The organism is Pseudofrankia saprophytica (genome assembly GCF_000235425.2).
GTDB lineage: Bacteria > Actinomycetota > Actinomycetes > Frankiales > Frankiaceae > Pseudofrankia > Pseudofrankia saprophytica.
Genome location: NZ_KI912266.1, coordinates 4,366,999 through 4,388,719, shown reverse-complemented (window position 1 = coordinate 4,388,719; position 21,721 = coordinate 4,366,999). Strand labels below are relative to the sequence as shown.

Sequence of the window (21,721 nt, the reverse complement as noted above, 5' to 3'; positions counted from 1 at the left end):
CCTGCCGACGCCCGCGGGCACGGGCCACCGGCCGCTCGGGCCACCGACCTGGTGGCGAGAACGTCGTCTTCCCAATCCGCGGGGGTCGCCGAACCAAGCCGCCCACCCCCACACACGTCACCCCGGGCCTGGTCACCGCCCGCGCCAACCGCGGGTGGCGCCACCACCGCCAACTGATGCAACCGAGGCTAGTGCATCAGGGGCAGGCTCGTGAAAAGGGTGCGACAACAGCTACCGGCGTGGCGCCCCGAAAATGGCCCGTCGAGGGCCTCGGCGGCGAGAGTATCGTACCGCCACCTCTACGGACCGCCACGGCATCATCCACAACGAGCTGCCGGGCCACCACCAGCCGCACCGAGGCCCTCCGGACGCATGCACCGCGCCGCCGTGTGGTCGGACTGTCGCCCATCCGACAGTCCGTCACCCGGCCCAGCGCGCCGACGGTCTCTCCGGCGCGCGACCACTACCCAGACCCCGCCCACACCAGGCCAGCCCGGTCGCCGGGGTCCCCGCCGATTCCGCCCCCGACCCGGAAAGAGACCGAACCTCCGGAACCGGCCGAACCGGAATCGGCGGGGAGCGTCAGTGGCTCTTCACGTGCTCCTGGTAGGCGGCGGCGTCCAGCAGCTCGTCGAGGGCCGACAGGTCCGCGACCGCGACCTCGATGAGCCAGCCGTCACCGTACGGGTCGGAGTTGAGCAGCTCGGGCGAGCCGTCGAGCGCGTCGTTGCGGGCGACCACCTCGCCGGACGCCGGCGCGTACACGTCCGACACGCTCTTGGTCGACTCCACCTCGCCGAACGGCTCGCCGGCCGAGACCTGGCCCCCGACCTCCGGCAGCGACACGTACACGATGTCGCCGAGCGCCTCCTGGGCGTACGAGGTGATCCCGACACGCATCGTCGCGCCGGCCACCCGGACCCACTCGTGCTCACGCGAGTACTTCAGGTCCTCCGGATACACCGAGTCGCCTTCCATGAGCCCAACCCCTCCCGCCAGTCCAGCGACGCGGCCCGGTCGCGCCGCGTCGTCTCACCTCACCGCGCGGATCTCGACCCGGCCGGGCTCGGTGACCCGCGCCGTGGCGCCCTCACGGGTTGCCACCGTATCGAGCACCCCGCCGGGGAACCGCATCGCCTCCGCCAAGGTGTGCGGATCACCGATCGCCCGCACCGTGTAGGGCGCGGCCACGGCCGTTCCGTCGACGGTCAGCCCGCCGCCTCGCCGGTTGACGATGTAGCTCTCAGCGGCCAGGCGCACCCCGGACAGCTCGATCGCCTCGGCCCCCGCGTCGCGCAGCTCCTGGAGAAGGTCGACGAAGACGTCGGCGCCGATGTTGCCGCGAGGGTCGGTGACGGTCAGCTCGACGCCTGGCCCGGCGACCGGCACCGTGCCGGCGAGCACCGCAAGGGCGTCGGCGCGGGCGCTGGCGGCGGCGAGGGTCACCCTGTCCGGGGTGGCGGAGGCCAGCGCGGTCCGTTCCCGCTCGAGCCGGTCGATCTCGGTGGCCAGCCGCCTGCCGTCGGCGCCGAGCGCGCCGACCTGGTCGACGAGGCGAGCCGTGCCCGTGCCGGCGGGCGCCGTGTCCCGGGCCGCCGAGACCGTCACCGGAATCGCGAACCCGGCCACGGCCAGCAGCGCCGCCACGGCGGCCCTCGCGGCCCGCGGGCGCGAGGGCGGGCGCGGCGCGGGCACGGACGGCTCGGCGGGCGGGACGGGCGCTTCGTCGGGCACGGCTACACCCCGAACAGGTGGCGGCGCAGCGCCGTGGCGTTGGTGAAGATCCGGATTCCGAACACGATGACGACGGCGGTGGTGAGCGCGCCGCCGACGCCGAGCCGGTCACCGACCAGCACGAGCAGCACGGCGACCGTCGTGTTCGTCAGGAACGACGCGACGAAGACCACATCGTCGAAGACCCGTTCCAGGGCGGCGCGCAGCCCGCCCACCAGGGCGTCCAGCGCGGCCACCACGGCGACCGGCAGGTAGGGCGCGAGCCAGCCCGGCGCCGACGGCAGCAGCAGGAACCCGGCGACCAGCCCCGCGACGAGCGCCAGCGCCGGCGCCGCCCCGCCCGCCACCGCCCACCGGCGGTCCGGAGGCGGGCCGTCGGCCACCTCCCCACCGGCGTCGCCGACGTCGCCGCCTGCCCCGCCGGCTCGCCCGGCGCCCGGCGGCAGCGCTCCGTCAGGAACGTCATCCTCGGGAGCGCCGTGCTTGGGGGTCTCGTCCTCGGGGGTATCCGGCAGGTCCGGTGCGTCGGGGCGGGTCACGGCGCCATCACTGGCTCTGCCTCCTCGCGAGTCTGGGCGGCGTCACCAGCGCGGCGGGCACGGTGAGGTCGCGCATCGTGGTCGTGGCGCGCAGCCGGGCGCCGGTCAGGTGGCCTGCGGCGAGCCGGCGCCCGGTGTCCGAGCCGAGGAGGGCCGCGAGCAGCCGTGCCGGGTCGCCGACGGCATCGATGCGGTACGGCGAAGCGACCGGCTGGAAGCCGACGAGGATCGCCTGTCCCGCGGTGCGGATCGCGCTGGTCGGCGCCAGTCGCACCCCGCCGACGGCGATCGCGCTGGCGTGGCCGCTCCACAGGGCGTTGACGAGCTCGGCCAGGTCGCGGTCGGTGAGCCGCCCGGCGCCGCCCTCGCCCGCCGGCCCGGTACCGGGCTGGCCCGGCGTGGCGTCGACGATCTCGACGCGCAGGCCGGGGCCGTTGGCGGGGCGGGCGGCCGCCGCGGGCTCGAGCACTCCGAGCGCCGAGGCGACGGCGCGCTGCTCCCCCTCGGCCAGGGCGAGCGCGGCCCTGGCCGCGTCGACGTCGGCGCTCAGCGTCCGCGCCCGGCCGGTCAGCGTGACGACGTCAGCCGCACGCAGGTCCCGCTCGACGGCCAGTGCCGCGTCGACGTGCTCCCTGGAGGCGTCCCCGGCGCGCCACGTGCCGGCCGCGCCGGCCAGCAGCAGCCCGACGGTGGCGGCCAGCGCGACGGTGGCCAGCCGCGCCGGCCGGCGGCGGACCGCGGCGGCGCGGGCCAGGCCAGAAGCGCGGAAAGCGCCGGAAGCGCGGCCGGCCCCGGCTGGGGCGGCGGCCTCGGCCCGGCGCGCGGCGGCCGCGGCGCGGTATGCCGGGTCCAGCGCGCCCGCCGCCACGGCGGCGAGCGGGGACAACCCCCGAAGGCCCGGAGACGCTGGGAGGTTCTCGCGGGCCCGGCCGCCCGGTCCGGGGGTCAGAGTGGATCCGGGCGCGCGCACACCGGGCATTCTCACTGACACCGAAGCCCCTGGCGCGCAGCGCACCCGCCCCGGCGCCCCGCCGTGTCGGCGCTCTCACCGCCGGGGCCCTCGCCACACCAACGCCAGCCCGACCGCCGAGGCCCGGCGATTCCTCCCCCGACCATCAGCCACCACCAACCAAGACCCCGCGCGCCACGCCAGCCCGACTGCCGGGGTCAGCGTCGATTCCTCCCCCGAGCCGGAACCAGGCCGAACCTCCGCCTCCGGAACTAGCCGAAGGGAATCGGCGGGGAGGCCTCGACGACGGCGGCCCAGCGGCGCAGCAGGGCGCGGGCCTCGTCCCGGTCCCCGGCCTCTGCCCACAGGTGCGTGACCGCCTCGGCCGGGTCGGGCAGCACCAGCACCCACGCCCCGTCCGGGCGTACCACCCGCACCCCGTCAGTCGTGTCGATGACGTGTCCGGCGGCCACGTCGACCGACTCGACCACCCGACGCATCACGGTCCCCTTGGCCGCCCACGGCGTCGGCACCGCGCGGCGCACGACCGCGACCGGCGGGATCCGCGCGTCGATCGCGGACAGGGTCAGCCGGGTCCGCGCCACCAGCGAGAGCAGCCGGACGAACGCCGCCAGCCCGTCGAGCGCCGCGCCGAACTCGGGCACGACGAACCCGCCCCGCCCGTCGGCGGCGAACACCACCCGCGGGTCCCGCGCCACCCGGGGCAGGTCGGCGGCCGACAGCGAGGTTCGCCGCACCGTCAGCCCGTGGAACTGGGTGACCTGGTCGGCGACGAGCGTCGTCGTCACCGGCACGGCCACCTCCATGCCCCGGTTCTCGGCGGCGACCAGGTCGAGGAAGACCAGCAGCGCCCGGTCGTCGTCGATCAGGTCGCCCCGCTCGTCGACGATGGTGATCCGCTCCCCCACCTGGTCGAAGCGGACCCCGAAGGCCGCCCGCGAGCTCGCCACCAGCTCGCCGAGCCGCTCGACGGCCCGGCGGCGCTGCGCCTCGGAGTGGGTGGTGACGGTGTCGTCGAGGCGGTTGTTGACGGTCAGCACGTCGACGCCGAGCCGGCCGAGCAGGGTCGGGAGCACCAGCGAGGCGGCGCCACCCGACGGGTCCAGGACGACCTTCAGGTCGGCCTCGGTGACGCCGGAGGTGTCGACCTGGTCGAGCAGGTCCTGGGTGTAGCGGTCGGCGGTGCGCGCCGGCAGCCGCAGGTCACCGATCTCGCCGGCGAAGGCGCGGCGGAACTCCTGGCGGGAGAACACCCGGTCCACCTTGCGCTGCATGGCGGGCGACAGGTCGTCCCCGTCGGCGTCGAGGAAGACGATGTCGATGCGCTCGGGGTCGCCCTCGGTGGTGCGCAGCATGATCCCGCCGGCCGCGTCGGAGGTGCGCACGTCGAACCGGGCGACCGGCATCGCCGCGACCTCCAGGTCACGGACGTTGATCGCGCTGGTGGTGAGCGCGCTGATCACCGCACGCTTGAGCGCCCGGGCGGCCCGGGAGCCGTCGCGGGCGGTGGTGACGGTCGCGCCCTTGCGCAGCGTGGTCGCGTATGCGGCGGCGAGCCGGACGGCCAGCTCCGGGGTGATCTCGGCGTTGATCAGGCCGGAGACGCCGCGGGGGCCGAACAGCGACCGCTGACCGCGTGACTCCCAGATGACCGAGGTGTTGACGACGGCGCCGGCCTCGATCGTCTTGTACGGGTACACCCGTACGTCGTGGGAGATGAACGCCTCCTCCTCCACGACGCAGGCCTCGGCGACGACGGCGCCCTCCTCGACCCGGGCGGCACGGCGCACGTCGGTGCCCTTCCCGATGACGCAGCCGCGCAGGTTGGTCCGGGGGCCGATGAGCGCGTTGTCGCCGACGATCGCGCGATGCAGGAAGGCACCCTGCTTGATGACGACGTTGCTGCCGACGACGGTGAACTCGCGCAGCTCCGCGCCGGCCTCGACCTTGGAGTAGTCGCCGACGACGAGCGGTCCCTTGAGCACCGCGTCCGGATGGACGTCGGCGTCCTCGCCGACCCACACCCCGGGTGACACCTCGAACCCGCCGATCTCGACGTCGACCTGCTGGTTGAGCACGTCGGCCTGGACACGCTGGAAGCTCGCGATCGTGCCGACGTCCTCCCAGTAGCCGGACACGACGTGCCCGAACACGGGAGCGCCGGCGGCGACCAGGCGGGGGAAGACGTCGGCGGACCAGTCGACCGGCTCGCCGGCCGGGACGTGGTCGAACACCTCTGGCTCCATGACGTAGATGCCGGTGTTGACGGTGTCGGAGAACACCTGGCCCCAGGTCGGCTTCTCCAGGAAACGGGAGATCCGGCCGTCCTCACCGGCGATGACGATGCCGAACTCCAGTGGGTTGGGCACCGACTTGAGGGCGACGGTGACCAGGGCGCCGTTCTTGCGGTGCTCGGCGACGAGCTCGGTCAGGTCGATGTCGGTCAGCGCGTCGCCACTGATCACCAGGAACTGCTCGTCGCGCAGCGCCGCCTCGGCGTTCTTGACGCTGCCCGCCGTCCCCAGCGGCGTCGACTCGGTGGCGTACGACAGGTGCATGCCGAGCTCGTCGCCGTCGCCGAAGTAGGTGCGCACCATGGCGGCGAGGAACTGGACGGTCACCACCGTCTCGTCGAAGCCGTGCCGCTTGAGCAGCCGAAGGACGTGCTCCATGATCGGCCGGTTGACGACCGGGAGCAGCGGCTTGGGCGCGTTCGCGGTCAGCGGCCGCAGCCGGGTGCCCTCCCCGCCAGCCATCACCACGGCTCTCACGGCGAGCCCCCCGCCGGGGCCGGCCGCCCCCGGGCGGCCTGCCGGCGGGCCCGCGCGATACCGGCGACCTGGAAGGCGTAGAGCAGCCCGGCCCACCAGTACAGCGCCACCCCCCAGATCGCGAACGCCCAGCCGAGCGGGCGGACCACGGTCGACACCGCCCCGTGGCCGTCGGAGAGCAGCAGCAGCGGGAACGCGTAGAGCAGGTTGAAGGTGGCCGCCTTGCCCAGGTAGTGCACCGGCAGCGCGGTACCCAGGCCCAGCCGGCGCATCGGGATGAGCAGCAGGGTGATGAACACGTCGCGGCCGACGATCGCCGCGAACAGCCACCAGGGAATGATCCCCCGGACGGCGAGGGCGACGATGGTGGCGAGGATGTAGAGCCGGTCGGCGAGTGGGTCGAGCAGGATGCCGAGGCGGCTGGTCTGACCCAGGGCCCGCGCGAGCCGGCCGTCGAGATAGTCGCTGATGCCGGCGAAGACCAGGATGCCCAGCGCCACCCAGTCGGCGTGCGGGCCGAGCACGAGCCACAGGAAGACGGGTACGCCGAGCAGGCGCAGCGCTGACAGCAGGTTCGGGATCGTCCAGATCCGGTCGCTGGGGGCGGCGGCGCTCGTCATGCGGCATTTCCTCCCCTCAGCGGCGGCCTGCCAGCAAGATTACGGGCACTTGGCGACGCGGAAACGTCCTGCCCGGGTCGGGCACGCGCGTACCGCGGCGCGGCCTTCAGGACCGGCGCATCCCCTGAAAGCAAGACGCTAGTCGATGACCATGCGCCTGAGCGCGGCGAGGGCGGACGAGGGGCGGGCCTGGCCGCCGACGGAAACGGAACATGAAGAACCCCGGTCCAGGCGGACCGGGGTCGAGTCGTCCGGCGGACGGCGGCGCGGCCAGGCCCGGAGCGCCTGCCGCACCTTCGTCACATGACCCGGCCGACGAGGTACGTCGAGCTGTAGATCGGGCGCAGGGAAACCACACCACCGGTCTGCGGAGCGGCCCACATGTAGCCGTTACCGGCGTAGATGCCGACGTGGTAGATGTTGCCCGGGCTGCCGTAGAAGATCAGGTCGCCGGGCTGCTTGCCCGACTGGGCGACGTGCGACGTGGCCCAGTACTGCGCCTCGGCGGTCCGCGGCAGGTTGCGGCCCAGCTGCTTGAAGACGTACTGGACGAGGCCGGAGCAGTCGAACGAGTACGGGCCCTCGGAGCCGTAGACGTACGGCTTGCCCTTCTGCAGCGAGGCGAGGTAGACGGCCTTCTCGCCGATGGAGCTGCCCGGGATGACGGACGGGACGCCCGTGTCGAGGTAGTCCGAGGCCCTGCGCTGCTGGATCGTGATCGTGGTCGCGCCGGCCACCGAGGGCCGCAGCGAGCTGCCGCCGTCGAACACGGCGGTGAGCGTGGTGGTCGACAGCAGCCGGGCGGTGATGCTCGCCTGGCCCTGGTCGTCGGTGGTGAGAGTGGTGGTGGCCTGCCACTTCGGCCCGTCCACCACGACGATCTTCACCTTCTGGCGGGCCAGCGGCGAGCCGTCGAGCGCCTCCGTCGCCTTGACGGTCAGTACGACCGGGGCGTTGGGCTGGACGGTGGTGTGGTCCGCGGTGAGCGCCAGGTTCGTGAAGACCGGGCCGGAGTCGGCCAGCGCCCCGGCGAGACCGCCGGAGCCGGAACCTCCGGCCAGGGCGCTGCCCAGGCCGCCGGAGCCGCCCTCGCCGTCCCCGCCCCCGAGCGCCGCGCCCAGGGCACTCGCCTCGTAGGTGGTGCTGTTGCTCTGCGGGTTCGTGTCGACCGTCGAGGGCGAATCCTGGGACGGGACCGTCGCGGCGAACGCGGCGGTGGACACGGCGAGCGTGCCGGTCGTGAACGCGGCGATCGTGCTGACCCGGCGGGGCTGGTTGCCGTTGCGCCGGCGGGCCCCGCTGGGAGCGCCGTCCGTGCGATGCCGACCGCGCACCAGCTCGTCCCAGTCGTCCGGGAGCCAGGCCATGCCACGACGGGACAACGCGCGTCCTTCCCTGACGCCTGCGAGGTCAGCTGTCGGGTTCGGGCAGGGTTCACGCTGCCCGGCCGCCTTGCGGCCGCTTCACCCCGAGGGCGCGGCCGAATGTCGGCGTTGCCCGGTGGACGTTGGGTCCCCCGCTCCTGCCCCGGCGTGTCGGAGGGGACGTCAGACCAGGGGCAGGACTCGGCGTTTGGCCTGGCGGTTTGTTGCCTTAGGTGAAGAATGTTGCACCGCTGACCATAGTCGATCCCCCAGCGGGGCCTCCAACCACCATAAACACAACAATTGGACACCCGGCCGCGCGTTTCGATGAGATGTCCACCTCGTTCCGGTCTGTTCTGCACATGCGCCCTGGCCAGGAGTAACCGGCGTCGGCACGGCGCGAAGACCGGCGACTCCACGCCAGCGCGGGCGCAGTGGTTGATGTCTCGTTGCGTCGACTGAGAGAAATCGACCATCAGGCGACGCCCAGCCCAGGGCCGCCGGGACTTTAGTCCCGATGCGCGCTAGAGACCAAAGTCCCTAGCGGGCGAGCGGGGCGAAACAGACGTGCGCCGCCGCGACATCGCCACACCCCGCGATCACCCCGTGGGGGCAGGCTCTTCCCCACACGCCCTACACCAAAGAGCCGCCGCCCGACGAAGATCACCAAGCCGGGGTCGGCGCGTCAACAGCGTTGACTATCTTGTCTACCGGTGCGACCGGCCGCCGCGACCGCGGCATCACGATCAGCCCGACACCGGCGGACAGGCAGCGGACGACCGACGCGGACGGCGGACAGGCCGGCGAAGAACGAAGGAGGCGCGGCGGGGGCGGCGCCGTCAGCCGGATGGGCGCGGCGTGACGGCGGCGGACGGCCCGACGGACGCGGACGAGGCCGGCGGGGGCAGCGCCGTCCCGGCCGGCGGGGATCCGCCCGCCGCGCTCGTGGACGCGGTGGGCGCCACGGCCGCGGAGGTGGTCGCTGGCGGCGTGGGCGGGCCCCCAGGGGGCGACGCGGCCGACGGGACGCCCGTGGGCGGCGGCACGGCCGCGGGAGCGACACCGAGCGGCGCGGCCGGGGAACCCTGGGCGGGTGGGGCGACCGGCGCGGGTGGGGCGACCGGCGTGGGGATGGCGTGGCCGTACACGACGAGGTTGTCCAGATAGTGGTGCGTGTGCTCGTCGAAGCCGCCGTCGCAGGTGATGATCCGGATCTCCGGGCGGGTGACCGGGCCGTAGACCCGCTGCGTCGGGAACGTCGCCTTGGACACGGTCTCCGCCCGGTCGACGACGAACGTGACGCTCGCCCCGGAACCGCCGACGACGGTCATCTGGTCCCCCGGCAGCAGACTGCGCAGCCGGTAGAAGACGGCCGGCCCCTTCTTCGAGTCGTAGTGGCCGACGAGCACCGCCGGGCCCACCGCGCCCGGGGCGACTCCCGGGTCGTACCAGCCCACATCGCCCCACTGGGTCGGCACGTCGATGGCACCCTGCGGGGTCAGCCCGAGGCCGACGACGGGCGCGTCCACCGCGATCGCCGGGATCCGCAGCCGCACCGGGTCGGCCACCACCGGCGGCGCAACCATCGGCACCGGACTCGCCGTGGCCGGCGGCGGCCCGGAGACCGTCGCGCCGCTCGTCGCGACGACCGGGGCCGGCAGCACCCGGCCCGCCGCCGGCGCCTCGACAGCCGACAACTCGGGCGCGGCCAGCCGGTACCCGCTGAGAACCACCAGCGCCAGCCCGGCCATCACCAGCGGCCAGGTCAGCCTGGCCCTGCGCCCGGAACGGCCCGAAGGCCCCGCCGGCGGCCCGGTGGCCGGCGCGGCGGTGGGCCCCGCGAACGGCGCGGCGGGCGAGGAGCCGCCACGGCGGCCGGCACGAACGGTTGGCCTGGGCCCGGCCGGGCCCAGGCGGGCGGGCTCGGCCGGGCCCTCGAGCGACTCCAGCCCGTCCGCGCGGCCGACGGCGGGTTCCTGCCGGCCGCGCGCGGTGCCGGGTGCCCCCGCCCGCCCGCCCTCGCCCGCGGAGACGCGCTGGTTCGGCTGGTTCCGCTGGTTCGGCGGAAGCCCGGAGCCGGCCGCCGGCTCGCGCCTCGCGCCGCGGCCAGCTGGCTGGAGACCTGCCCGTCCGGGCGTACCGCCCGCCGCGACCGTCCGCGAACCAGCTGACCGTCCGCCGCGCTTTGACGCACCGCCCACGACGCCCGCACCCTCCCGCACGACCGGAACCCGACGGCCGGGATGCTAAGGCGCCGAAGCCGGTTCTCCGTGCTACTGACGCCGTATCCGGATGTGAATCAACGGCGCGCCGGACGCTACCGGAAAATGGGACAGCCGGCCCGGGGGCGACAATCTGGGCCAACGCCGTGGTCCCGAATTCCGGAGAAGCCGGCCGGGATCGCGAGAAATGCTTCGGAGTAAACCGGCGGGAACGTGACGGACCCCGGCGCCGCAGGCAACTACCGCCAGCGGCCCGAACCTCGCGTTCATTCTGGGGACCAGTCACCTGAGACCCACCACGCCCATGCGGGCTGCTCAGGATTCGGCCACGGAGTAGCTATGGTGGCGCTCGCAGTCATGTGACGGTCACAATCTGCGAGAGAGGGGACCTGATGAAGGGCCTGGGACGTAGTGCGGCCTTGCTGGGATTGTCCGGCGCCGCGAGCCTCATCCTCACTATCGGTGGGCCCGGCCTCGGGATCGCGCAGGCCTTGGACGACGGCAACGGCGATAAGAAGGACAACGGAATCCTGAACGACAAGGACAAGGACAACAGGGACTGCATCGGGAGGGACGGGAAAGACGGCAAGGACGGGAAGGACGGCGGCATCCTTGGCGACAGGGACAAGGATGACGACTGGTTCAAGGACGGCATCCTTGACGACAAGGACAGGGACCGCTGCGCGGTCGGCGTCGGGGTCGTCGGGGTGGGAGTCGGGGGCGGCGGCGGCGCTGGCGCCGGCGGCGTCGCCGCGGGTGGCGGCGGCATGGCCGCCAACTCCACCCCCGTCCTCCCGCTGGCCGGCGCCGGCCTTGGCGCCATCCTGCTGACCGTCGGCGTCGCGAACCGTCGCCGCAACCAGGGCACCATCTGACCCAGCCGTCCACAGCGGCCCCGCTGAGGCGCCGCCCGACGGTAGACGTCGGCTGTCCCGGCCGATCCGGCCCTAGTGGTCCGGACCGCCGCGGGACAGACCGCCGCGCGCGCCGGTTCCGGCCTGGCGAACGCCCACTCCGCCTGGCCGGACCGGTACCGCGCGGCCCACGGTGACCACCGTCGGTGGGCGCCCCGACCTTGTCGGGGCGCCCACCGCCACGGACCCGAACCGCCGGGCTCCACGGGCCCCCGTGAACCACAGAGCCCGCAGATCAGGTAAGGTGTTCCTCGTCGCCGGAACGGTTTCCGGGCCGGCGGCGGTGCACTCGGGACGTGGCGCAGTTTGGTAGCGCACTAGACTGGGGGTCTAGGGGTCGCAGGTTCAAATCCTGTCGTCCCGACGGGCTGGGGAACGCTGTTCGCTGCTCTTCGAGCAGCTTCCCGTAGGCCGCGATGTTGCTCCGGGGGGTGACCCCCGGGCCCCGATGTCGGGGCTTGCGCCCCCACCTTTGGGGTCGGATGAGATGTGCAGGGCCGTTGGTCTGTGGACCAGCGGCCCTCACTGTTTTGCGTGGTTGGGGCGGTCGCTGCCCTTCGGGCTCGCTTCCCGGAAGGCGCGATGGTGATCCGGGGCGAGCCGCTGAGCCCCAGCGTCGGGCCGGGACTCCCGCCCATGAGCCGACAACATGGGTAGGGCCGCTGGTCGGCCGACCAGCGGCCCTTGCCGTTTCTGTTGGAAATCAGTGGCTTCCCACGGCGTGGTGACTGGGGGCGGAGCTCCGGCTGGGGTCAGCGGTCGCGGTTGCGGTCGCCGCGTTCGCGGACTCGGACGGAGACCTCTACCGGGGAGCCGACGAAACCGAAGTCCTCGCGGAGGCGGCGCTCCAGGAAGCGGCGGTAGCCGGGCTCCAGGAAGGCGGTGGAGAAGACGACGAAGCGCGGGGGGCGCACGCCGGCCTGGGTGGCGAAGAGAATCTTGGGGATCCGGCCGCCGCGGGGGGGCGGCGGGGTGGCGGCGACGACCTCACCGAGCCACGCGTTGAGCCGGCCAGTCGGGATGCGGGTGCCCCAGCTCTCCAGCGAGGTGCGCAGCGCGGGAGCGAGCCTGTCAGTCGCCCGGCCGGTGCGCGCGGAGATGTTCACCCGGGGCGCCCAGGAAACCCGGGCCAGGTCGCGGGTGATCTCCTTCTCGAGGGTGAGCCGGCGGTCCTCGTCGATCAGGTCCCACTTGTTGAAGGCGAGCACGACGGCCCGGCCGGCGTCGACGACCATCTGGACGACCCGCTGGTCCTGCTCGGTCAGCGGCTCGTCCGCGGCGAGCAGGACGATCGCGACCTCGGCGGCCTCGATCGCGGCGGCGGTGCGCAGCGACGAGTAGTACTCGGCGCCACTGGCGTGGCCGACCCGGCGGCGCAGGCCGGCCGTGTCGATGAACAGCCACGGCTGCCCGGCGACGCTCACGACCTCGTCCACCGGATCCCGGGTGGTGCCGGCGACATCGTGCACCAGCGAGCGCTCCTCGCCGGCGAGCCTGTTGAGCAGGCTGGACTTGCCGACGTTGGGCCGGCCGACGAGCGCCACCCGGCGCGGGCCGTCCTCCTCCTCGAACCGCTCCGGCGGCGCCTCGGGCAGGGCGACGAGCACAGCGTCGAGCAGGTCGCCGCTGCCCCGGCCGTGCAGCGCCGACACGGGATACGGCTCCCCCAGCCCCAGGCTCCACAGGGCAGCGGTGTCGGACTCCAGCCGCTGGTCGTCGACCTTGTTCGCGGCGAGCACCACCGGATGCCCGGAACGCTGCAGCACGCGGGCGACGGCCTCGTCCGCGTCGGTCGCGCCCACGACGGCGTCGACCACGAACAGCACCGCGTCCGCGGTCGCGAGCGCGGACTGCGCCTGGGCCGAGACCCGGGCCGCCAGACCCTTCGCGTCCGGCTCCCAGCCGCCGGTGTCGACGATCGTGAACCGGCGGCCCGACCAGGTCGCGTCGTAGGCGACCCGGTCGCGGGTGACGCCGGGGACGTCCTCGACGACGGCCGCCCGCCGGCCGAGAATGCGGTTCACCAGCGTCGACTTGCCGACGTTGGGCCGGCCGACGACGGCGAGCACCGGCTGCCCCCCGGAAGCGGTGCCCGGGGCGGGGCTGTCCTGGCTCGGGTCGTCCTGTGTCGTCACCGTCGTACTGCTTCCTGTAGTTCCCGCGTCGTCCGTCCCGTGCCGCCTCGTCTACTCAGCCGGCTGCCCGGCCTCCGTGTTCCCGGCGGCGATCTCCTGCTCCCCGGCGCCGGCGCGGGCGGCAGCCAGATGGTCGGCCAGCCGCACCCGGATGTCCTCCGCGACGGCGGCCAGCGCCTTGCGCGACCGCGGGTTCGCCGGGATCTCCACGGCGAACGGCTCACCGAAGACCACCCGCACCCGCGCCGACCGCTTCGGCCAGCGCGCGCCCTTCGGCAGCGCGTCGCTGGTGCCGAGGCAGGCCACCGGCAGCACCCGGCAGCGGCCGTGCACCGCCAGGTAGGCGATGCCGTGCTGCACGGCAGCCATCTCGCCGCTGCCGCGGGTGCCCTCGGGGAAGACCCCAATGACGTTGCCGCGGGCAAGCTCGTCGAGCGCCGTGTGCAGCGCGACCCGGTCCGCCTTGCCACGGTCGATCGGGATCTGCCCGACGAGGCGCAGCAGCCAGCCGACGATGCCCTTGTACATCTCGACCTTCGTCAGGCACCGGACCGTGCGCGGCGACTCGATGACGACCAGCGGCCCGTCGAGCCAGCTCGAGTGGTTCCCCGCGAGGATCAGCGGCTCACCCTTCGGGACGTTGGCCACGCCCTCCAGGCGGATCCGCATCACCACGTGGTTGAGTACCCAGCGTACCGGCGGCTTGAGCAGCCGGTGGAGGATGTCGTTGTACCGCGGCGACTCGGCGCCCCGATGCGCTGGCTTCGCCGTGGCGAGAGCGGGCGCCTTCCCGGTCGTCAGCCGGCTCTCGCCGGCCGACGGCGGCAGGACCGCCGGCACCGGCTCCACCGCGACCGCCACCTGGCTGGCCGGGACGTTCGCCGGCGCTATGGCGCCGGCGCGTGACGGCTCGGTGCCGGCCGCCGGGAGCGCCGTCTGCTCCGCGGTCTCGGTGACGAAGGTGGGCGCCGGATCGGCGGGCACGCCGTCGTCGTCGGTGCTCATGACGCCGCTCCGGGCGTGCCGGCGACCGTGGGCACGACGAAGCCCGCCTCGTCGCAGCGGTGCAGCACCTCGACGACGACCTGGTCGATGGACATGCCGGTCGAGTCGAGCACGATGGCGTCCGGGGCGACCAGCAAGGGGTCGACCGTGCGGGTGCTGTCCAGCGCGTCGCGCCGACCGAGTTCGGCGAGCGTGCGGGCGACGTCGTCGACGCCCTTCTCCCCCAGCTCACGCGAACGGCGCAGCGCCCGCACCTCGGTGGACGCCGTCAGGTACACCTTCACCGGCGCGTCCGTGGCCACGACCGTGCCGATGTCCCGGCCCTCGACGACGATGCCGCCGGCGGCCTCGACCGCGTCGGCGATGATCTGCCGCTGCTGGGCGACGAGCTTGCGGCGCACCGCCGCGACCGCGCTGACGGCGCTGACGGCGTTGGTCACCGCCCGGGTGCGGATCTCCGCGTCGACCGGGACCTGGTTGACCGCGATCGTCGGGCCGTCGGGGTCGGTACCCGGGGTGATCGTAGCCCGCTCGGCGAGCTGGCCGACGGCCTCGGTGTCCTCAAGGTCGGCGCGCTGCTCGAGCGCGAGCTGGGTCACCGCCCGGTACATCGCGCCGGTGTCGAGGTAGCGCAGGCCGAGCCGACGGGCGACCGCCTTGGCCACGGTGGACTTCCCCGAGCCGCCGGGGCCGTCGACCGCGATCACCAACCCTGGGCCACGCCCGGCCGCCGCCGCCTTGCCGCCTGCTGGCGAACCGGATTCGTGGTCGTGCTCCACCCCGTGCCCTCCGTCCGGACGTCCCTCGCGCATCTGCGCCCACGCCCGCCGGTACCGCCTTACCCGCCGATACTCGCCGTGGCCGGGATCAGGCTACTCGGCCTGGCCGGATCATGACCGGCGGCACGTCCCGAGGCGGCGTGCCGGTGACAAGACCCACGCCGCCGCCACGCCTCCCGGAGAAGGCCCAGGAGCCGGGGGTTCGCGGGTCGGGGGTTCACCGGGCCGGGCTGGCTCAGGAGCGGCGATAGGCCGCCCAGCCGGCCGCGGTGAGGCGGTCGACCAGCTCGCCAGCCTCGTCGGGCGCGACCGCGAGCTCGACGACGCCGGCGGGCGCCTCGAGGCTGTGCTCGAACGGGGCGACGTCCTCGAGGTTGACCCCCCAGCCGCCGACCGCGGTGAGCAACGCGGCCAGCTGCCCCGGCCGGTCGTCGAGCACGACGCCGACCCAGCCCCACGGCCGCCCCGCGCGCCCGCCCGCCTTGCTCGGCAGCTGCGCCCGCCCGGTCCGGCCGCGTTCCATGATGTCGGTCACGACCTTGGTCACACTGGCCTCGGAGGCGTGGTCGAGGGCGTCGGCCAGCGCGCCGAGCTCGGCGGCGAGCCGGCGGGCGTGCGCCGAGACCGGCCCGCGGTTGCCCTCCAGGATCGACGACCACAGCGCCGGGTCCGACTCGGCGAGCCGGGTCGTGTCCCGGAACCCCTGACCGGCCAGCGCCATCTCGCCGGGCGCCAGCCGCGGGGTGGCGGCGGCGAGCAGGCTCGCGACCACCTGCGGCAGGTGGGACAGCGTGGCCATCGCCTCGTCGTGCCGGTCCGGGGTGGCACGCACCGGCAGCGCGCCGCAGGCCCGGGCGAGCGCCTCCGTCGCGGCGACGGCCGCCGCCGAGGTGTGCGGGATCGGGCAGAGCACCCAGGTCCGCTCGGCGAACAGGTCCGCCTGCGCGGAGGCGGCGCCGCCTCGCTCCCGGCCGGCGATCGGGTGCGCCGGGCACCACGTCGTCAGGTCCACGCCGGCGACGACCGCCTCCGCGATCGGCCGGCTCTTGACACTCGCGACGTCGCTGAGGGTGACGGCGAGGCCGGCCTGCTGGACGGCGCGCAGCTCGGGAGCTATCGCGTGCGGCGGCACCGCGATGACGGCGTGGTCGACGTGCTCGCCCTGCCAGAGAGTGCCCGCGCCCATCGCGTCCGCGAGCTTGACCTGTTCGGGGTCGGTGTCCCGCAGCAGCACCTCCACGCCGACACGGCGCAGCGCGAGCCCGATGCTGGCGCCGATCAGGCCGGACCCGACGATGCCGACGCGGCGCGGCAGCTCCGCCGCGGCGACGCCGGTCGCGCGTGGCTTCGCCGCCGTCGCCCGGCCGGCGACCGGCTCGCCGGGCACAGCTGGCTCGGCGGGCACAGCGGGACCACCGGTCACCGCTACAGGCCGACGGCGCTGTGCAGGGCGCCGACCTCGAAGCGGGTGAGGTGACGGGCACGGCCCGAGCGCAGGTTGCCGAGATGGACCACGCCGAACTCGGTACGCAGCAGGCGTTGCACCGGATGGCCGACCTCGTCCATCAACCTGCGCACGACCCGGTTGCGGCCCTCGTGCAGCACCAGCTCGATGAGCACCCGGGAACCGGCCTGGTCGATGACGCGCACGTTGTCCGCCCGCACCGGCCCGTCGGAGAGCTGCACGCCCATCCGCAGCCAGCGCAGCGTCTCCTTGCGGAGGGGGCCGTTCACCTCGACCTGGTAGGTCTTGGGCACGCCGTAGGACGGATGGGTGAGCCGGTGCGCCAGGTCGCCGTTGTTGGTGACCAGCAGCAGGCCCTCACTCTCGGCGTCGAGCCGGCCCACGTGGAACAGGCCGGCCTGTGACCCGAACTCGGTCAGCAGGTCGGCGACCGTCGGGCGCCCCTGGTCGTCGGACATGGTCGACAGCACGCCGCGCGGCTTGTTCAACGCCAGATGGATCAGCCCGGTCCTGGTGACGACCCGCTGGCCGTCGACCTCGATGACCGCCGTCTCCGGGTCGACGCGGCGGCCCTGCTCACGGACGACCTTCCCGTCGACGCGGACCCGGCCGGCGTCGATCAGCTCCTCGTTGTGCCGGCGCGAGCCGACCCCGGCCGCCGCCAGCACCTTCTGCAGCCGGATCCCCTCGGGCTTGTCCGTCTCGACCACCGTCGCCACCGCTTCCACTTCCACCACAGTCCTTCACCGCGCCCGCCGGCCTCGTCGCCCGCGGGTCACCCCTTCCAGTTCATCACGGCGTTCCCCATAGCTGGCGCCCCGCCCACCGATGGGGTGATGGATGTCAGGGGGCGATGATGTCCTCGAGGTCGTCGATGCCGGGCAGCAGCGGGGCCAGCGGCGGGAGCTCGTCCAGCGAGCGCAGGCCCATCCGCTCCAGGAAGTAGTCGGTCGTCCGGTAGAGGATCGCGCCGGTCTCCGGGTCGGTGGTGGCCTCCTCGACCAGCCCCCGAGCGGTGAGCGTCCGGATCACGCCGTCGGCGGAGACGCCGCGCACCGCCGAGATCCGGCCGCGACTGACGGGCTGCTGGTAGGCGACGACCGCGAGGGTCTCGAGCGCGGCCTGCGACAGCCGTGACATCTGCCCCGCGAGCACGAACTTCTCCACCCACGGCGCGCAGTCCTCCGCCGTGTAGAAGCGCCAGCCGCCGCCGACGTGGCGCAGGTCGAAGCCCCTCCCGTCGCGGCGGTACTCGCCGGCGAGCTCGGCGAGCACCTGCTCGACGTCCAGCGCAGGCGCCGCCAGGCCGGTCGCGAGCTCGGCTACACCGACCGGCTTCTCAGCGACCATCAGGACCGCCTCGACGAGCATCCGCAGCGGCGGTCGGCCAGCCGCGTCGAGGTCGTCCGCGATGCCCGCCGCGTCCGTGACGTCCGTGACGTCCGTAGCCGGAGCCTCGCCTGCCGCCTCCACCGAGCCGGAGACCGGCGGGTCGACCGCGGCCGGCGTGTCGGCCGTCACCTCCTCGACACCGTCCGGCGCATCGGCGGTGCCGGCGGGCTCGGCAGTGCCGACGCCGCTGCCGGTGCCTGCTACGTCGGCTGACGGCTCGGGGAGCTCCTCAGAAGTGATCCGCGGCCGAGGGATGCCGTCCTCGGTCTCGCCGGTGCCCTCGGTCAACGTCCCTCCTCGTCGTCCACGCGATCCTCGTCCGCGTTGTCCTCGTCCTCGTCGAAGCTGCTACGGGCGACCAGCTCCGCGACCGGGGCCAGACCGCCGCCCACATCTGGATTTTCCGGCTGCTGCTCGGACCAGCGCACCAGCAGTTCTCCGAGCGGCGTGTCCTGCTCGAAGGAGATCCGACCCTCCCGGAACAGCTCCAGCAGCGCCAGGAACCGGGCGACGACCTCGATCGTCTCCTGGCAGCCGACACACAGCGTCCGGAACGACGCGACGCCCAGCTCCCGCAGCCGCTGGATGACGACCAGCATGTGCTCGCGGACGCTCACCCGTGGGGCGTGCACGTGGTCGGTGGCGACCAGCGGCGGCAGCACCGGCTCCCGCAGCTTCGCCGCCAGCGCCGCCAGCTCCGACGGGCCGATGGTGATCTGTACCTCGGGCAGCGCCGCGGCGTAGCGCTGCTCCAGCTGCACCGCCCGCGGGGTGTACCGCGCCTCCAGCGTCATCAACGTCTGGAAGATCGCCGCGGCCTCCTTGTAGGCCTTGTACTGGAGCAGGCGGGCGAACAGCAGGTCACGTGCCTCGAGCAGGGCCAGATCCTCGTCGTCTGTCTCACTGCCCGACGAAGGCAGCAGCCGGGACGCCTTCAGGTCCAGCAGGGTCGCGGCGATCACCAGGAACTCGGTGGCCTGCCCGAGGTCGAACCGGTCGCCGAGCCGGCGGATGTGCGCCACGAACTCGTCGGTGACCTGAGCCAGCGCCACCTCGGTGACGTCCATCTTGTGCTTGGCGATGAGCGAGAGCAGCAGGTCGAACGGGCCGCTGAAGTTCTCCAGCTCGACGACGAACGCGTCGGAGCGGCCACTGCGACCGGTGAGCAGCCCGTCCGGGGCACGACCAGACGCCCCGCCAGCGGTGGCCGGCGCGTCCTGCTCTGAGATTCCGTCGCCGGGTGGCACGGTGCTGGCCATCTCGCCGGCCTCATCGCCTCGGCCAGCGTCGTCAGGTACAGCACGCAGCACGGCACCCGCGGAGATGGGTGCGCGGCCGGACGTCACAGCGCCACGCTACCGCCGATCACCCGCCATCCGTCGACACGCCCGACCGGCCAAGGACCTCGGCGGACCTGGTGGGACGTTCCGACAACGCTGTGGGCGATCCATCGCAATGCGTCGACGCACCGGTTCAACGCACATGACCGTAGATCTCCCGAGTCCCATCCATGCGCGTTTAACCGCGACTCTGCCGCGACATTTCATCTCACCTAGCGACACGATGTGCGACACTTCGTGACACAGCCGCCCGTTCCATCAGTACTGCCTGTCATCAGGCTCACGTCGAGAGAGCGGCGGCGCCCACATCTCGGGCCAAGGCCTGCGAAAGGAGCCGGCTGTGGCTGTGGTGGACGACGTCGTCACGTCAGACATCCCTGACCTCACGCAGCTGTCGTTGACCGAGCTTCGCGAGTACGACGACGAGGCCTTGCGTGCCGGGCTCACCCGCATCACGAGACGGATCAGGACAACGGACGACCGGCTGAGCACGGCAAGCCGGCGGCTCGACTGACGATGGTCGAACCGTCGCCAGCCCCGCCACTCTCTCAGGGGCGTGCCGTCGTAGGGCTTCAGGTGCCCTGGGCGATGGTCGACCAGATTGCGGCGGGCCGGCCGGACGCGGTATCCGGCGCGCTGCTGCGGGCTGCCGAGCGCAACCACCGGGCCGTCCTGCTGCGCGCCGCGCTGGACGAGGCGCGGGCCAACGGCGAGACGGCGGCCGGCCCACTGCTCGGCGTCGATGAGGCCTGGGATGTCCTGACAGCGGCGGAACAGGCGGATTCGGACCAGGTCGCCTTCGTCATCGAGCGCCCTCAGGTCGGCGCCTGGGCCGCGTATGTGCTGCGCCGGTTGCGACTCGGGTTCCCCGCCGATGCCCCGTTGTGGGCCGACGTTGGGTATCTCCACGCGATCGCCGCCGCGGCGGCCGTGCGGGCGGGTATTCACGCGCGGCTGGCGGTTCCCGCCTGGTTGGGGCACGTGCCGCTGCCGACGCTCGGCTGCGCCCGCGGTCCCTATCGCGATGTGTGGGAACCGGTGGTGGTCGGAACCGAGAACGGGGCGTTCTGGGTCGCCGCACCGCGGTGGCGCGCCGGCCCCACCACTGGTCGGAAGGCACCGCCGAACGACTCGGGCGGAGCGACCTGGCGGTCGACGTCGTGGCTGCGGCTCGGTCCGCCGACGGACAGACTGTTGATCGATCTCGACGACTCCAGTCCGCATCGCATGTTGGCCGGCGTTCGTGCCCGCCCGGCGCCCACGCCGCGCAGGACGCTGGGACGCTGGGAGTCGCTGCTCGACGAGGCGTGGGAGCTGCTGCGCGCGACCGACCCAGCTCAGGCGAGCGCGTTGGCGGCAGCGACCATGACGATCGTTCCGCTCCCCGGGGAGGGACAGTTCCGGTCGTTCAGCGCGTCCTCGGGCGACGCGTTCGGTGCCGTGGTGGTATCCGAGCCGGACGATGCCGAGGCGCTCGCCGCCACGCTGGTGCACGAGTTCCACCACGCCCAGCTCGGCGTCCTCATGCACCTGGCGGACCTGGTCGACGCGGACGCGGACTCCCTCGACGACCAGGTGTTCTACGCGCCCTGGCGGGACGATCCGCGGCCACTGGTCAGCCTCGCCCAGGGCACCTTCGCCTTCTACGGTGTCGCTGGATTCTGGCGCCGGCGGGCCCACCAGGAAACGGGGGTGCAGGCAGCCAGGGCGTACTTCGAATTCGCGCTGTGCCGGCGCCGGGTCCACTCGGCGCTTCGCCGGCTGCGCGCGGACGGCCGGATCGCGTCGTTTGGCGCGCGATTCTTCGACGGCGTGGCGGCAACGGTGGCCGGCTGGCTGCATGAGCCCGTTCCCCACGACCTGGAAAAGCTTGCCGTCGCAGCCGCGCGCGACCACCACGACCGCTGGCGGATCCACCACCTGCTTCCGCCGGGCGAGCTCGTCGCGGAGCTGGCCGACGCCTGGAGGGCGGGAGTTCCAGCACCGCTGCGACCATACGCGGCGAGCCGCGGCACGTGGTACGCGCCGCAGGCGACTACGCCCGATCCGACGGCGCGTGATCTCGATGGCCTCGCCGCGGCCACGCGGATCTGGCTGACCGACCGCGAGCGGTTGCGCTCGTTGGCCGCGCGGAAACCCCCAGGCGTGCCCGGCGCCGCCGCGGCCGACCTCGCGCTGCTCGCCGGCTGGCGCGGCCAGGCCCACGCCGCCTACCTGGCCGAGCTCGCCCACCGGCGCCCCCGGGCCGGCGCCTGGACCGGTTTGGCGCGGGTGCTGGGCTCTGTGCGAGGCGATGAGGACGCGGCTGCCGGCGCGCAAGCACTGCGGGAGCGGCCGGAGGTGGTGGCCGCGGTGGCAAGAGTCATCGCCACCGATGGCGCCCCGGCCCCCCCGCCGGTGGCTCTCGCAGCGTGGATCGGCCGACAGTTGTCCTGATCAAGTCGAGCTTCGTGCGCCGACCGCGCACGGAG

Annotated in this window: 18 protein-coding genes, 1 tRNA gene and 1 riboswitch; of the genes, 4 read left to right on the top strand and 15 right to left on the bottom strand. The window is 73.7% G+C overall.

Annotated elements, in window-relative coordinates:
- Positions 1 to 582: 582 nt before the first annotated feature.
- From gcvH to FRCN3DRAFT_RS49635, 8 genes are all read right to left on the bottom strand, one after another.
- Positions 583 to 978, bottom strand: a complete 396-nt coding sequence (gene gcvH, locus FRCN3DRAFT_RS0218315) for a glycine cleavage system protein GcvH (protein WP_007520271.1) — start codon at positions 976 to 978, stop codon at positions 583 to 585.
- A gap of 54 nt (positions 979 to 1,032) precedes the next feature.
- Positions 1,033 to 1,734 carry a DUF881 domain-containing protein gene (locus tag FRCN3DRAFT_RS45090; protein WP_232794075.1) on the bottom strand — a complete coding sequence of 234 codons (702 nt, stop codon included), beginning with the start codon at positions 1,732 to 1,734 and terminating at the stop codon, positions 1,033 to 1,035.
- A gap of 2 nt (positions 1,735 to 1,736) precedes the next feature.
- Complete coding sequence (locus FRCN3DRAFT_RS58190) at positions 1,737 to 2,273, bottom strand: small basic family protein (RefSeq protein WP_007520267.1); 537 nt, start codon at positions 2,271 to 2,273, stop codon at positions 1,737 to 1,739.
- Between the two features lie 7 nt (positions 2,274 to 2,280).
- Positions 2,281 to 3,243 (bottom strand): DUF881 domain-containing protein, encoded by a 963-nt coding sequence (locus FRCN3DRAFT_RS57145; RefSeq protein ID WP_269799830.1) that lies wholly within the window; start codon positions 3,241 to 3,243, stop codon positions 2,281 to 2,283.
- A 251-nt stretch (positions 3,244 to 3,494) separates the two neighbouring features.
- Complete coding sequence (locus tag FRCN3DRAFT_RS0218295; RefSeq protein ID WP_007516470.1) at positions 3,495 to 5,999, bottom strand: mannose-1-phosphate guanyltransferase; 2,505 nt, start codon at positions 5,997 to 5,999, stop codon at positions 3,495 to 3,497.
- Between the two features lie 11 nt (positions 6,000 to 6,010).
- Positions 6,011 to 6,634, bottom strand: a complete 624-nt coding sequence (gene clsA, locus FRCN3DRAFT_RS0218290; protein WP_007516472.1) for a cardiolipin synthase ClsA — start codon at positions 6,632 to 6,634, stop codon at positions 6,011 to 6,013.
- Positions 6,635 to 6,933: 299 nt separating this feature from the next.
- Complete coding sequence (locus FRCN3DRAFT_RS0218280) at positions 6,934 to 8,001, bottom strand: C40 family peptidase (RefSeq protein WP_007516474.1); 1,068 nt, start codon at positions 7,999 to 8,001, stop codon at positions 6,934 to 6,936.
- Between the two features lie 18 nt (positions 8,002 to 8,019).
- Positions 8,020 to 8,215: riboswitch (cyclic di-AMP (ydaO/yuaA leader) on the bottom strand.
- Between the two features lie 622 nt (positions 8,216 to 8,837).
- Positions 8,838 to 10,199 carry a class F sortase gene (locus FRCN3DRAFT_RS49635; protein ID WP_007516476.1) on the bottom strand — a complete coding sequence of 454 codons (1,362 nt, stop codon included), beginning with the start codon at positions 10,197 to 10,199 and terminating at the stop codon, positions 8,838 to 8,840.
- Between the two features lie 413 nt (positions 10,200 to 10,612).
- On the opposite strand from FRCN3DRAFT_RS49635, the gene FRCN3DRAFT_RS0218270 reads away from it, so the two are divergent.
- Both FRCN3DRAFT_RS0218270 and FRCN3DRAFT_RS0218265 read left to right on the top strand, forming a co-directional pair.
- The gene (locus FRCN3DRAFT_RS0218270; protein ID WP_007516478.1) at positions 10,613 to 11,095 is read left to right on the top strand and encodes a hypothetical protein; all 483 of its coding nucleotides are present in this window, start codon (positions 10,613 to 10,615) and stop codon (positions 11,093 to 11,095) included.
- Positions 11,096 to 11,424: 329 nt separating this feature from the next.
- Positions 11,425 to 11,498: transfer RNA gene (locus tag FRCN3DRAFT_RS0218265), tRNA-Pro, on the top strand.
- A 388-nt stretch (positions 11,499 to 11,886) separates the two neighbouring features.
- On the opposite strand, the gene der is transcribed toward FRCN3DRAFT_RS0218265, so the two are convergent.
- The 7 genes from der to FRCN3DRAFT_RS45070 all read right to left on the bottom strand — a co-directional run bounded on the left by der (position 11,887) and on the right by FRCN3DRAFT_RS45070 (position 19,169).
- Entirely contained in the window at positions 11,887 to 13,269 is a 1,383-nt protein-coding gene (der, locus tag FRCN3DRAFT_RS0218260) for a ribosome biogenesis GTPase Der (RefSeq protein ID WP_007516480.1), read from the bottom strand.
- 51 nt (positions 13,270 to 13,320) lie between these two features.
- The gene (locus tag FRCN3DRAFT_RS45075) at positions 13,321 to 14,274 is read right to left on the bottom strand and encodes a lysophospholipid acyltransferase family protein (RefSeq protein WP_007516482.1); all 954 of its coding nucleotides are present in this window, start codon (positions 14,272 to 14,274) and stop codon (positions 13,321 to 13,323) included.
- Positions 14,271 to 15,053, bottom strand: a complete 783-nt coding sequence (gene cmk / locus FRCN3DRAFT_RS0218250) for a (d)CMP kinase (RefSeq protein WP_007516484.1) — start codon at positions 15,051 to 15,053, stop codon at positions 14,271 to 14,273. Before cmk ends, FRCN3DRAFT_RS45075 begins: the two co-directional genes overlap by 4 nt.
- 235 nt (positions 15,054 to 15,288) lie before the next feature.
- A complete protein-coding gene (locus tag FRCN3DRAFT_RS0218245) occupies positions 15,289 to 16,440 on the bottom strand; it encodes a prephenate dehydrogenase (RefSeq protein WP_007516485.1) in 1,152 nt (383 codons plus the stop codon).
- 38 nt (positions 16,441 to 16,478) lie between these two features.
- On the bottom strand, positions 16,479 to 17,252 hold the full coding sequence (locus tag FRCN3DRAFT_RS0218240; protein WP_007516486.1) for a pseudouridine synthase: 774 nt from the start codon (positions 17,250 to 17,252) through the stop codon (positions 16,479 to 16,481).
- 109 nt (positions 17,253 to 17,361) lie between these two features.
- Positions 17,362 to 18,198 carry an SMC-Scp complex subunit ScpB gene (scpB, locus tag FRCN3DRAFT_RS53155; protein WP_007516487.1) on the bottom strand — a complete coding sequence of 279 codons (837 nt, stop codon included), beginning with the start codon at positions 18,196 to 18,198 and terminating at the stop codon, positions 17,362 to 17,364.
- Positions 18,195 to 19,169 (bottom strand): segregation and condensation protein A, encoded by a 975-nt coding sequence (locus FRCN3DRAFT_RS45070; protein WP_007516488.1) that lies wholly within the window; start codon positions 19,167 to 19,169, stop codon positions 18,195 to 18,197. The genes scpB and FRCN3DRAFT_RS45070 overlap by 4 nt, the downstream gene beginning before the upstream one ends.
- Positions 19,170 to 19,590: 421 nt before the next feature.
- On the opposite strand from FRCN3DRAFT_RS45070, the gene FRCN3DRAFT_RS55155 reads away from it, so the two are divergent.
- Together FRCN3DRAFT_RS55155 and FRCN3DRAFT_RS45065 are read left to right on the top strand one after the other, a co-directional pair.
- Complete coding sequence (locus FRCN3DRAFT_RS55155) at positions 19,591 to 19,764, top strand: hypothetical protein (protein WP_007516489.1); 174 nt, start codon at positions 19,591 to 19,593, stop codon at positions 19,762 to 19,764.
- 74 nt (positions 19,765 to 19,838) lie between these two features.
- Positions 19,839 to 21,686 (top strand): HEXXH motif domain-containing protein, encoded by a 1,848-nt coding sequence (locus tag FRCN3DRAFT_RS45065; protein WP_007516490.1) that lies wholly within the window; start codon positions 19,839 to 19,841, stop codon positions 21,684 to 21,686.
- Positions 21,687 to 21,721 lie beyond the last annotated feature (35 nt).

Coding starts and splice junctions, on each gene's coding strand:
- gcvH (WP_007520271.1), bottom strand. CDS start 978: ATGGAAGGCGACTCGGTGTATCCGGAGGACCTGAAGTACTCGCGTGAG.
- FRCN3DRAFT_RS0218295 (WP_007516470.1), bottom strand. CDS start 5,999: ATGGCTGGCGGGGAGGGCACCCGGCTGCGGCCGCTGACCGCGAACGCG.
- clsA (WP_007516472.1), bottom strand. CDS start 6,634: ATGACGAGCGCCGCCGCCCCCAGCGACCGGATCTGGACGATCCCGAAC.
- FRCN3DRAFT_RS0218280 (WP_007516474.1), bottom strand. CDS start 8,001: ATGGCCTGGCTCCCGGACGACTGGGACGAGCTGGTGCGCGGTCGGCAT.
- FRCN3DRAFT_RS0218270 (WP_007516478.1), top strand. CDS start 10,613: ATGAAGGGCCTGGGACGTAGTGCGGCCTTGCTGGGATTGTCCGGCGCC.
- FRCN3DRAFT_RS45075 (WP_007516482.1), bottom strand. CDS start 14,274: ATGAGCACCGACGACGACGGCGTGCCCGCCGATCCGGCGCCCACCTTC.
- FRCN3DRAFT_RS45070 (WP_007516488.1), bottom strand. CDS start 19,169: ATGGCCAGCACCGTGCCACCCGGCGACGGAATCTCAGAGCAGGACGCG.
- FRCN3DRAFT_RS45065 (WP_007516490.1), top strand. CDS start 19,839: ATGGTCGACCAGATTGCGGCGGGCCGGCCGGACGCGGTATCCGGCGCG.